General features: G+C 59.3%; 7 protein-coding genes. 3 read left to right on the forward strand and 4 right to left on the reverse strand.

Annotated features, from left to right (window positions below):
* Nucleotides 1-35: 35 nt before the first annotated feature.
* A complete protein-coding gene (nifD, locus tag GUC22_RS08805) occupies nucleotides 36-1,484 on the reverse strand; it encodes a nitrogenase molybdenum-iron protein alpha chain (RefSeq protein ID WP_004138788.1) in 1,449 nt (482 codons plus the stop codon).
* A 16-nt stretch (nucleotides 1,485-1,500) separates the two neighbouring features.
* A complete protein-coding gene (gene nifH, locus GUC22_RS08810; RefSeq protein ID WP_004122384.1) occupies nucleotides 1,501-2,382 on the reverse strand; it encodes a nitrogenase iron protein in 882 nt (293 codons plus the stop codon).
* 404 nt (nucleotides 2,383-2,786) lie between these two features.
* Here nifH and nifJ point away from each other — a divergent pair, with 404 nt between their 5' ends.
* A complete protein-coding gene (gene nifJ, locus GUC22_RS08815) occupies nucleotides 2,787-6,302 on the forward strand; it encodes a pyruvate:ferredoxin (flavodoxin) oxidoreductase (RefSeq protein WP_024360006.1) in 3,516 nt (1,171 codons plus the stop codon).
* Nucleotides 6,303-6,309: 7 nt separating this feature from the next.
* On the opposite strand, the gene GUC22_RS08820 is transcribed toward nifJ, so the two are convergent.
* Nucleotides 6,310-6,621 carry an ArsR/SmtB family transcription factor gene (locus tag GUC22_RS08820; protein WP_004138790.1) on the reverse strand — a complete coding sequence of 104 codons (312 nt, stop codon included), beginning with the start codon at nucleotides 6,619-6,621 and terminating at the stop codon, nucleotides 6,310-6,312.
* 238 nt (nucleotides 6,622-6,859) lie between these two features.
* On the opposite strand from GUC22_RS08820, the gene fusA reads away from it, so the two are divergent.
* The gene (gene fusA / locus GUC22_RS08825; RefSeq protein ID WP_049131932.1) at nucleotides 6,860-8,962 is read left to right on the forward strand and encodes an elongation factor G; all 2,103 of its coding nucleotides are present in this window, start codon (nucleotides 6,860-6,862) and stop codon (nucleotides 8,960-8,962) included.
* A gap of 104 nt (nucleotides 8,963-9,066) precedes the next feature.
* On the opposite strand, the gene sbcB is transcribed toward fusA, so the two are convergent.
* Entirely contained in the window at nucleotides 9,067-10,491 is a 1,425-nt protein-coding gene (gene sbcB, locus GUC22_RS08830; protein WP_049131933.1) for an exodeoxyribonuclease I, read from the reverse strand.
* Nucleotides 10,492-10,671: 180 nt separating this feature from the next.
* Between sbcB and dacD the strand changes: the two genes are divergently transcribed.
* Nucleotides 10,672-11,838, forward strand: a complete 1,167-nt coding sequence (gene dacD / locus GUC22_RS08835) for a serine-type D-Ala-D-Ala carboxypeptidase DacD (protein WP_004138794.1) — start codon at nucleotides 10,672-10,674, stop codon at nucleotides 11,836-11,838.
* Nucleotides 11,839-11,900: the final 62 nt, after the last annotated feature.

An 11,900-nucleotide genomic window follows, 5' to 3' on the forward strand; every position in this document is an offset into this window, starting at 1 on the left:
CAAATCGGTGAACAGACGGGACAGTGAGTGGGCAATCACGCAGACTTCAGCCACGGAGCGGTCAGTTCGTTCCACGCCGGGTTGTTCAGGGTCATATCCATATCGCGGGCGAAAATGGCGAAACCATCGTAGCCGTGGTACGGGCCGGAATAGTCCCACGAGTGCATCTGGCGGAACGGCACGCCCATTTTCTGGAAGATATATTTTTCCTTGATGCCGGAGCCGATAAGGTCGGGCTTCAGCGCTTTGACGAACGCTTCCAGCTCGTAGCTGCTGGCGTCATCGAACAGCAGCGTGCCCTCTTTCAGATCCGGCAGGGTGCGGTCGTAATCATCGTTATGGGCAAACTCGTAGCCGGCGGCGATGATCTCCATCCCGAGATCCTCATAGGCGCCAATAACGTGGCGCGGCCGCAGGCCGCCCATATAGAGCAGCACCTTACGCCCCTCCAGGCGCGGGCGATATTTGGCGATAATCGCCGCCATCTGCCCCTCATACCGGGCGATCACCGCTTCGGCGTTCGCGCGAATCGTATCGTCGAACTGGTCGGCGATTTTGCGCAGCGATTCGGCGATTTTGGTCGGCCCGAAGAAGTTGTACTCCATCCACGGAATCTGATGTTTCTCCTCCATATGGCGGGCGATATAGTTCATCGAACGGTAGCAGTGAACCAGGTTCAGCTTGACGAATGGGGTATTCTCCATCTCCACCAGCGTGCCGTCGCCGGACCACTGCGCGACTACCCGTAGCCCCATCTCTTCCAGCAGAATGCGCGAGGCCCAGGCGTCGCCGCCGATGTTGTAGTCGCCGATGATCGCCACATCGTAAGGGGTGGTTTCAAACGGCTGTCCTTCGCGATTGTTCAGGATCCAGTCGCGCACCACGTCGTTGGCGATATGGTGCCCCAGAGACTGCGACACGCCGCGAAAGCCTTCGCAGCGTACCGGGATCACCGGTTTATCCAGCGCCTTGCTGCTGGCGTTGGCCACCGCGCTGATATCATCACCGATCAGCCCCACCGGGCATTCCGACTGAATGGTGATCCCTTTGGTGAGCGGGAACAGCAGCTCCATCTCTTCTATCAGCTTGCTGAGCTTTTTATCGCCGCCGAAGACGATGTCGCGCTCCTGAAAATCAGAGGTGAAGTTCAGCGTGCCGAAGCTATCGACGCCGCTGACTCCGGTGTAATAGTTGCGTCGTCCGGCGCGGGAATACTGGCCGCAGCCGACCGGTCCGTGCGAAATGTGGGCCATATCCTTGATCGGCCCAAATACCACCCCTTTGGAACCGGCGTAGGCGCAGCCGCGTACGGTCATTACGCCGGGTTGTGATTTGCGGTTAGAGATAATGCACTTGCCGACGCTCTCCATTTCCGGATCGCTGACCATCATGTGCTTTCTGCGCTCTTTTCGCGCGGTTTCCGGGAACACCTCCAGGACTTCCTGGATCAGCGCCAGATTACGTTCGCCCGTTGCGTTGGTCATCATAATTGTCCTGTGCTCAGGCCGCGTTTTCTTCGGCGGCGGTTTTGCCAATGATGCTGGTGTCTTCCTCTTCCATGATGCCGAACTCCATCAGCAGCGATTCCAGCTCATCCATGGTGCAGGGCGTCGGCACCACTTTCATGGTGTTGTTGACGATCTTCTGCGCCAGGGTGCGGTATTCGTTGGCCTGTTTGCAGGCGGGGTCGTACTCGATAACCGTCATGCGGCGGATCTCCGCGCGCTGCACGATGTTGTCGCGGGGCACAAAGTGGATCATCTGGGTACCGAGCTTTTCCGCCAGGGCAATAATCAGTTCGTCTTCACGGTCGGTCTGACGTGAGTTACAGATCAGGCCGCCGAGGCGCACCTTGCCGGATTTGGCGTATTTAACGATCCCTTTGGAGATATTGTTGGCCGCGTACATCGCCATCATTTCGCCGGAGCAGACGATGTAGATCTCCTGGGCTTTGTTTTCGCGGATCGGCATGGCGAAGCCGCCGCAGACCACGTCGCCGAGCACGTCATAGAACACGAAATCGAGATCGTCCTCGTAGGCGCCTTCTTCTTCAAGAAAGTTGATCGCCGTGATCACGCCGCGTCCCGCGCAGCCGACGCCTGGTTCCGGGCCGCCGGATTCCGCACAGCGCACGTCGCCGTAGCCAATTTGCAGAACGTCTTCGAGTTCGAGGTCCTCGACCGAGCCGACTTCCGCGGCCATCTCCATAATGGTGTTCTGTGCTTTGGCGTGCAGGATCAGACGGGTGGAGTCCGCCTTCGGATCGCAGCCGACGATCATCACTTTCTTACCCATCTCCGCCAGCGCGGCGACGAGGTTCTGCGTGGTGGTGGATTTACCGATACCGCCTTTACCGTAAATAGCGCATTGACGCATGGTCATGGTGACTTCTCCTGTTGTTGAGTGTTTGCCAGCAGAGAAGTGCAGGGAACATACCAGCCGTGCCTGTTTATTTATTTGTTTGATTTTTATGTATTTATTAATTCATTGTCGCGCAGGGCGTAAAACAAAACGGCACAATAAGGCGACCAAATGTGGGAAACAGAACAATTGCGCCTGCCGGGGCCATGGTGGCGGTTTGTCGCCTGTTCAACAGCTTGTCGCCCCCTGTGTCTTATTCCACGCAATCTCTTGGCGCGCTGCGCGGCGACTCTCTTCATAACGCGTTGAATTCGCGCTAACTCTTCTGTCATCCGCGAGCTGGCACAGGCTGTGCTTGAGGCAACAACTGGGTTTGCCGCTTATTTGAGGCGGCGAAGATGCCTCTCACCTTCGAGGATTGAACAATGTCCGGAAAAATGAAAACAATGGATGGCAACGCCGCGGCGGCCTGGATCTCTTATGCCTTTACCGAGGTCGCGGCGATTTACCCCATAACCCCCTCCACGCCGATGGCGGAAAACGTCGACGAGTGGGCGGCGCAGGGGAAAAAGAACCTTTTTGGCCAGCCGGTGCGCTTAATGGAGATGCAGTCGGAGGCCGGCGCGGCAGGCGCGGTCCACGGCGCGCTGCAGGCCGGGGCGCTCACCACCACCTATACGGCCTCCCAGGGGCTGCTGCTGATGATCCCCAACATGTACAAAATCGCCGGTGAACTGCTGCCGGGCGTCTTTCACGTCAGCGCCCGGGCGCTGGCGACCAATTCGCTGAATATTTTTGGCGATCACCAGGATGTGATGGCGGTCCGCCAGACCGGCTGCGCGATGCTGGCGGAGAACAACGTGCAGCAGGTGATGGATTTGTCGGCGGTGGCGCATCTGGCGGCGATTAAGGGACGCATCCCGTTTGTTAACTTCTTCGACGGTTTTCGCACCTCGCACGAAATTCAAAAAATCGAGGTGTTGGAATATGAGCAGCTGGCGACGCTGCTGGACCGGCCCGCGCTCGACAGCTTCCGCCGTAACGCGCTGCATCCGGATCATCCGGTCATTCGCGGAACGGCGCAGAACCCGGATATCTACTTCCAGGAGCGGGAGGCGGGCAACCGTTTTTATCAGGCGCTGCCCGACATTGTCGAAAGCTATATGGCGCAAATCAGCGCGCTCACCGGCCGGGAGTATCATCTGTTTAACTATACCGGCGCGGCGGATGCCGAACGGGTGATTATTGCGATGGGATCGGTCTGCGATACCGTTCAGGAAGTGGTGGATACGCTGAACGCGGCGGGAGAGAAGGTCGGGCTGCTCAGCGTGCATCTGTTTCGCCCTTTTTCGCTGGCCCACTTCTTCGCCCAGCTGCCGAAAACCGTGCAGCGGATTGCCGTCCTTGACCGTACCAAAGAGCCCGGCGCTCAGGCTGAACCGCTGTGCCTGGATGTGAAAAACGCCTTCTACCACCACGACGATGCGCCGCTAATCGTCGGCGGCCGCTATGCGCTTGGCGGGAAGGATGTTCTGCCCAACGATATCGCGGCCGTCTTTGATAACCTCAATAAACCGCTGCCGATGGACGGGTTTACCCTCGGGATTGTCGATGATGTAACCTTTACTTCGTTACCGCCGCGCCAGCAGACGCTGGCGGTCTCGCATGACGGCATCACCGCCTGTAAATTTTGGGGCATGGGCTCGGACGGCACCGTCGGGGCCAATAAAAGCGCGATCAAAATTATCGGCGATAAAACGCCGCTCTACGCGCAGGCCTACTTTTCTTATGACTCGAAAAAATCCGGCGGCATTACCGTTTCACATTTACGCTTCGGCGACCGGCCGATCAATTCGCCCTACCTGATCCATCGGGCCGATTTTATCTCCTGTTCGCAGCAGTCCTACGTTGAGCGCTACGATCTGCTGGACGGATTAAAGCCGGGCGGGACCTTTTTACTCAACTGCAGCTGGTCCGATGCGGAGCTGGAGCAGCATCTGCCGGTCGGCTTTAAACGCTATCTGGCGCGGGAAAATATCCATTTTTATACCCTGAACGCCGTGGATATCGCCCGCGAGCTCGGGCTGGGCGGGCGCTTTAATATGCTGATGCAGGCGGCGTTCTTTAAGCTGGCGGCGATTATCGACCCGCAGACCGCGGCGGATTACCTCAAGCAGGCGGTTGAAAAAAGCTACGGCAGCAAAGGGGCGGCGGTGATTGAGATGAACCAGCGGGCGATCGAGCTGGGCATGGCCTCGCTGCATCAGGTGACGATTCCGGCGCACTGGGTGACGCTGGATGAACCCGCGGCGCAAGCATCAGCCATGATGCCGGATTTCATCCGCGATATTCTGCAGCCGATGAACCGCCAGTGCGGCGACCAGCTGCCGGTGAGCGCGTTTGTCGGTATGGAGGACGGGACGTTTCCTTCGGGCACCGCCGCGTGGGAGAAACGCGGGATCGCGCTGGAAGTGCCGGTCTGGCAGCCGGAGGGCTGCACGCAGTGTAACCAGTGCGCCTTTATCTGCCCGCATGCGGCGATCCGCCCGGCGCTGCTCAACGGCGAAGAGCATGACGCCGCGCCGGTTGGGCTGCTGAGCAAACCCGCGCAGGGAGCGAAGGAGTATCACTACCATCTGGCTATCTCGCCGTTGGATTGTTCCGGCTGCGGCAACTGCGTGGATATCTGTCCCGCGCGCGGCAAGGCGTTAAAAATGCAGTCTCTCGATAGCCAGCGTCAGATGGCGCCGGTCTGGGACTATGCGCTGGCGCTGACGCCGAAGAGCAATCCGTTTCGTAAGACGACGGTCAAAGGCAGCCAGTTTGAAACCCCGCTGCTGGAGTTTTCCGGCGCCTGCGCGGGATGCGGTGAAACGCCTTATGCCCGCCTGATAACCCAGCTGTTTGGCGACCGGATGCTGATCGCTAACGCCACCGGCTGCTCTTCTATCTGGGGAGCCAGCGCGCCGTCGATTCCCTATACCACCAACCACCGCGGCCACGGCCCGGCATGGGCGAACTCGCTGTTTGAGGATAATGCGGAGTTTGGCCTCGGCATGATGCTCGGCGGTCAGGCGGTGCGTCAACAAATCGCCGATGATATGACCGCCGCGCTGGCGCTACCTGTCAGCGACGAACTTAGCGACGCAATGCGCCAGTGGCTGGCGAAGCAGGATGAAGGCGAGGGCACCCGCGAGCGCGCGGACCGGCTCAGCGAACGGCTGGCGGCGGAAAAAGAGGGCGTGCCGCTGCTGGAGCAGCTGTGGCAGAACCGCGACTATTTTGTTCGTCGTTCGCAGTGGATTTTCGGCGGCGACGGCTGGGCCTACGATATTGGCTTCGGCGGTCTCGATCACGTGCTGGCGAGCGGGGAAGACGTCAATATTCTGGTATTTGACACCGAGGTTTACTCCAATACCGGCGGCCAGTCGTCTAAATCGACCCCGGTGGCGGCCATCGCGAAGTTTGCCGCGCAGGGCAAACGCACGCGGAAAAAAGATCTCGGCATGATGGCGATGAGCTACGGCAATGTGTACGTGGCCCAGGTCGCGATGGGCGCTGATAAAGATCAGACCCTACGGGCGATCGCCGAGGCCGAAGCCTGGCCGGGACCGTCGCTGGTGATTGCCTACGCCGCCTGCATTAACCACGGGCTGAAAGCCGGCATGCGCTGCAGCCAGCGCGAGGCGAAACGGGCGGTTGAGGCGGGATACTGGCACCTGTGGCGCTATCATCCGCAGCGGGAAGCGGAAGGTAAGACGCCGTTTATGCTCGATTCCGAAGAGCCGGAGGAGAGCTTCCGCGACTTTTTGCTTGGCGAAGTGCGCTACGCCTCGCTGCACAAAACGACGCCGCATCTGGCGGATGCGCTCTTTAGCCGAACCGAGGAGGACGCGCGGGCCCGCTTTGCCCAGTATCGGCGGCTGGCCGGCGAGGAGTAGCGGGCCTTTAGTTCTCCTGCTGCATGACCTTAAGCAGCGTATCCAGCAGGCCGGGAAAGCGCGCGTCTAAATCTTCCCGGCGCAGCGAAATCAAGTTCTCCCGCCCCTGTGGGCGCTGCCAGATCACACCGCTGTCGCGCAGGACGCGCCAGTGGTGGGTCATGGTCGACTTCGCCACATCTTCGTGACGCAGGGCGTTACAGCTCTGCTCGCTTCCGTCGGCAAGGATGCGGATAATCTCAAGCCGTAGCGGGTTACCGAGGGCGAAAAGGACATTTTCGAGGCGAATTTGTTCACGTTCGGGGTGATTGGCGATCATACTATTCCTGTGTCGGCGGTTGCGCTGCCTTACGAGCAGCGGCCCGTATCGGCGGCTGGCCGGTAATATACCCAAACTGCTTTTCTAAAGCCACGCGCGTCGTCGCAGCTTCACCAATAGTAACGATAGCAAAAATAGTTCGAATATACTCGTACAGTTGTACTATGATAGATGCCGTTATATGAACGGCGGCCAATTCCGGCCGCCAGCTGACAGTCAAAATGACTAAGGACGCATCATGCCCCGACCCATCCCCCTCGAACGTTATCGCAACATCGGTATCTCCGCGCATATCGATGCCGGCAAAACCACCACCACCGAGCGCATCCTGTTTTATACCGGGATGAGTCACAAGCTGGGGGAAGTACACGATGGCGCGGCAACCACCGACTGGATGGCGCAGGAGCAGGAGCGCGGGATCACCATTACCTCCGCGGCGGTGAGCTGCTTCTGGCCCGGTATGGACCGCAGCTTCGAGCCGCACAGGATTAACATCATCGATACCCCAGGGCACGTGGATTTTACCATCGAAGTGGAACGCTCCATGCGCGTCCTGGACGGCGCGGTGATGGTTTACGACTCCGTCGGCGGCGTGCAGCCGCAGTCGGAAACGGTCTGGCGGCAGGCGAATAAATACCACGTCCCGCGGCTGGCCTTCGTCAACAAGATGGACCGTCCCGGCGCGGATTTTTTCCGCGTGGTGCAGATGATGACCGATCGCCTGAAGGCCAATCCGGTACCGATTGTGATCCCGGTTGGCGCCGAAGAGCACTTTACCGGGGTGGTGGATCTCATCAAAATGCGCGCCATTTTGTGGGACGACGCCACCCAGGGGATGACCTTCAGCTATGCGCCGGTGCCTGACGATCTCGTGGAAACCGCCCGGCTGTGGCGGGAGAAAATGGTCTCGGCGGCGGCGGAAGCCAGCGACGAACTGATGGATAAGTATCTCGAAACCGGCGAGTTGAGCGAGGCGGAAATCGTTGCCGGACTGCGCCAGCGTACGGTGAAGGGCGAAATCCAGGCGGTGCTGTGCGGCAGCGCGTTTAAAAACAAAGGCGTGCAGCGGATGCTCGATGCGGTGGTTGAGCTGATGCCGTCGCCGCTGGATATCCCGGCGATTCAGGGCGTGGATGAGAAAGGGCAACCTGCTGAACGTCACCCGAACGACGACGAACCGTTCTCGGCGCTGGCCTTCAAGCTGATGACCGACCCCTATGTCGGACAGCTGACCTTTATCCGCGTCTATTCCGGGACGTTGAAAAAAGGCGATGCGGTGTGGAATCCGGTGAAAGGCAAGAAAGAACGCATCGGACGCATCGTGCTGATGCAGGCCAACGATCGCCATGAGGTGGACGAACTGCACGCCGGGGATATTGCCGCCTGCGTCGGCCTGAAGGATGTCACTACCGGCGACACGCTGTGCGCCCCGGATGCGGTGATTACCCTCGAACGGATGGAGTTTCCGGAGCCGGTGATTTCGCTGGCGATTGAACCGAAAACCAAAGCCGATCAGGAGAAAATGGGTATCGCCTTGCAGCGGCTGGCGGCGGAAGATCCGTCGTTTCGTCTGCATACTGACGAGGAGTCCGGCCAGACGATCATTTCCGGGATGGGCGAGCTGCATCTGGAGATTATCGTCGACCGCATGAAACGAGAGTTTGGCGTTGAGGCGAATATCGGGCGTCCGCAGGTGACCTATCGCGAGACGATCCGCAAAACGGTCAAAGAGGTGGAAGGCAAGTTTGTCCGCCAGTCCGGCGGTAAAGGGCAGTACGGCCACGTGGTGCTGACCCTTGAACCGCTGGAGCCGGGGAGCGGTTTCGTGTTTGAAGACGCGACCAAAGGCGGCGTGGTGCCGCGCGAGTACATCCCTTCGGTGGAAAAAGGGCTGCGCGAAGCGATGGGCACTGGCGTGCTGGCGGGCTATCCGGTGGTGGATATCAAGGCGACACTGACGTTTGGTTCGTATCATGACGTCGACTCGTCGGAGATGGCTTTCCGCATGGCGGCGATATTTGGCTTCAAGGAAGGGGCGCGCAGGGCCGACCCGGTTATTCTTGAACCGGTGATGCACGTGGAAGTGGAGACCCCGGAAGAGTACGCCGGGAATATCATGGGCGATCTCTCTTCCCGTCGCGGAATGGTGCAGGGGATGGAGGAGCGGTTCGGCAGCCAGATTATCCGCGCCGACGTGCCGCTGGCCGAGATGTTTGGCTATTCCACCACGCTGCGTTCAATGTCCCAGGGCCGGGCGACCTACAGTATGGAGTTCCACCATTACGCGGAAGCCCCGCGCAACGTAGCAGAGGCGATTATCGCCAGCCGCGCTAAAGGCTAAGCAACGTTTCCCGGAGGCGATGCTGCGCATCTGTCCGGGCTACAAAACCTGCGGGCTTGTAGCCCGGACAGGCGCAACGCGCCGCCTCCGGGAATTTCTGCCAATCAAACAATATCCTGCGCGTACTGCCACAGCGCCTTCAGCTGCGCCAGCTTCTCTTTATCATCCGCATACTGCTGATACAGCATCTGCAGCTCATCGGCGTAGGCCTGCAAAAACTCAGGCGTAAATACCTGGCGACGGTGCTCTAACCAGCGCTGCTGCTCGGCTTCATCGAGCGTGCCGGGGTAGTTGCGCGCGCGATAGTTGAACAGCAGGCGCTCAATACGCTTATCGGCGAAGGTAATATCCAGCGCCGGCAGGTTGCGCGGCTCGGTTTCGAGCACGATTTTCATCGCCGCGCGGTCGGCATCGCTGAAAAAGCCGTTATACAACTGCGCATCGACGTTATCGGAAGGCACAAACGGCTCCGCTTCGGCAAAAATCGCCACCACTTTCTCACGCACCTGCGGATTGGCCCGCAGCAGCTGAGCGTTATCCAGACAGCGCTGGATATTGATGCCCAGCCGGTCGGCATCCTGCGGACGCAGGGTGTTTTGCTGCGCCAGCACCGGGCATTTATTGAGGTGGACCAGCTTAATCGGCACCGCGGGCAGGTCGCCCAGCTCGCTTTTCGGCGTATACAGCCGCTCGCGCAGGGTGTCGGCATCCAGCTCCAGCAGGGGAGCGATATCTCCGGCCAGGTCGACCATAATCACCGCGTTACGGTTGTCCGGGTGCCACGCCAGCGGGGCCACCAGGCTGGTGTTACCGCGCGCTGCGCCGAACATGCCGGAAACATGCACCAGCGGCTTGATTTGCGGCACGTCGATCAGCGTCGCCAGCTTGCGCTTATTGCGGTGGGCGTAGAGATAGTCAAACAGGCGCGGCTGCTGGGTTTTCACCAGCTTTGCCATCGCGATGGTGGCGTAAACATCGGCCATCGCGTCGTGGGCGTTGCTGTGCTCAATGCCGTTGGCGACGGTCAGATGCTCGAGGCGGAAACTCGGTAAGCCCTCTTCGTTTTCCGGCCAGTTGAGCCCTTCCGGGCGCAGCGCGTAGCAGGCGCGCATCACGTCCAGCAGATCCCAACGGGAGTTGTCGTGCTGCCAGCTCCAGGCGTAAGGATCGTAAAAATTGCGATAAAAGATATTGCGCGTCACTTCGTCATCGAAGCGCACGTTGTTGTAGCCGACGATGCAGGTTTTTGGCACCGTGAACAGATCGTGAACGCGGCGGGCAAAGGCGGCTTCGCTGTCGCCCTTGGCGTTCGCCTCCTGCGGCGTGATCCCGGTAACCATAACCGCCTGCGGCTGCGGCAGATAGTCATCGGCGATCCTGCAATAGAAGACTTCGGGTTCGCCGACGATATTGAGGTCTTCATCGGTGCGGATGGCGGCAAACTGCGACGGTCGGTCGAGCGAAGGACTGGTGCCGAAGGTCTCGTAATCGTGAAACAAAAATCCGGGCTGGTTGGCGCTATCTTGCATAATCTGTTCATTATCCCTGGTGGCGAGCAGCCATCATGGTAAACGATTTGCCGGGCCATCAGAAGGGTATCGCCTTTGCCCCTTGCCGGCGGTGTCATATTTTCTTGCAATTAAACCCTGATTTGAAACGAGAAGTTCCGTAAAAAGGACGGCGAATCTGTCAATTTAGAGGATATGCCGTTGAAAGGCCGTTTGTTTATTGCTGTATCTTTGCTCGCTGCGAGCGTTTCCTGCGCATTTGCCGCCAATGATTTTCCCGTCAACGTGACGCCTCCTTCTATTCAGGCCGGTTCCTGGGTGCTGATGGATTACACCACCGGCCAGATCCTGACCGCCGGTAACGAGCATCAGCAGCGCAATCCCGCCAGCCTGACCAAACTGATGACCGGCTACGTGGTCGATCGCGCCATCGACAGCCACCGCATCACCTTTGACGACATCGTCACCGTCGGTAAAGACGCCTGGGCGCAGGGTAACCCGGTCTTTAACGGCTCTTCGCTGATGTTCCTTAAGCCCGGCGATCGGGTCAGCGTACGCGACTTAAGCCGCGGGCTGATCGTTGACTCCGGCAACGATGCCTGCGTGGCGCTGGCGGACTACGTCGCCGGCGGCCAGCCGCAGTTCGTCGCGCTGATGAACAGCTACGTGGAAAAACTGCATTTGCAGGATACCCATTTTGAAACCGTCCACGGCCTGGACGCGCCGGGGCAGCACAGTTCGGCCTACGATCTCGCTGTGCTCTCGCGGGCGATTATTCACGGCGAGCCGGACGTCTACCATATGTACAGTCAGAAGAGCCTGACGTGGAACGGCATTACCCAGCAGAACCGCAACGGCCTGCTGTGGGATAAGACCATGAACGTCGATGGTCTGAAGACCGGCCACACTTCCGGCGCCGGCTTCAACCTGATTGCCTCCGCGGTGGACGGCCAGCGTCGGCTGATTGCGGTGGTGATGGGAGCCGACAGCCCGAAAGGGCGCGAACAGCAGGCGGCGAAGCTGCTGCACTGGGGCCAGCAAAACTTCGATACCGTCCAGGTCCTGCAGGATGGCAAGCAGGTCGGCGTTGAGCGAATCTGGTATGGCGATAAAGAGCAGATTAAGCTGGGGACCGATCAGGATTTCTGGCTAGCGCTGCCGAAGTCGGAGGTCGCGCGCATTAAGGCCAAATACGTGCTGGATAACAAAGTGCTGGAAGCGCCGATTGCCGCCCATCAGCGGGTGGGAGAAATCTCCCTTTACGATGGTGATAAAGTGGTGGCCCACTGGCCGCTGGTGACGCTGGAAAGCGTTGGCAAGGGCGGCATGCTGTCGCGCTTTAGCGATTATCTGCATCAAAAACTGTAACTGTCGCGCCGCTCCGCCCGGAGCGGCATCTCGTAGCTGTTTGATTATTATGCCGCTTCGGT

The sequence above is a fragment of the Klebsiella sp. MPUS7 genome (genome assembly GCF_009905335.1).
GTDB lineage: Bacteria > Pseudomonadota > Gammaproteobacteria > Enterobacterales > Enterobacteriaceae > Klebsiella > Klebsiella grimontii.

Coding starts and splice junctions, on each gene's coding strand:
- fusA (WP_049131932.1), top strand. CDS start 6,860: ATGCCCCGACCCATCCCCCTCGAACGTTATCGCAACATCGGTATCTCC.
- nifJ (WP_024360006.1), top strand. CDS start 2,787: ATGTCCGGAAAAATGAAAACAATGGATGGCAACGCCGCGGCGGCCTGG.
- sbcB (WP_049131933.1), bottom strand. CDS start 10,491: ATGCAAGATAGCGCCAACCAGCCCGGATTTTTGTTTCACGATTACGAG.
- nifD (WP_004138788.1), bottom strand. CDS start 1,484: ATGACCAACGCAACGGGCGAACGTAATCTGGCGCTGATCCAGGAAGTC.
- nifH (WP_004122384.1), bottom strand. CDS start 2,382: ATGACCATGCGTCAATGCGCTATTTACGGTAAAGGCGGTATCGGTAAA.
- GUC22_RS08820 (WP_004138790.1), bottom strand. CDS start 6,621: ATGATCGCCAATCACCCCGAACGTGAACAAATTCGCCTCGAAAATGTC.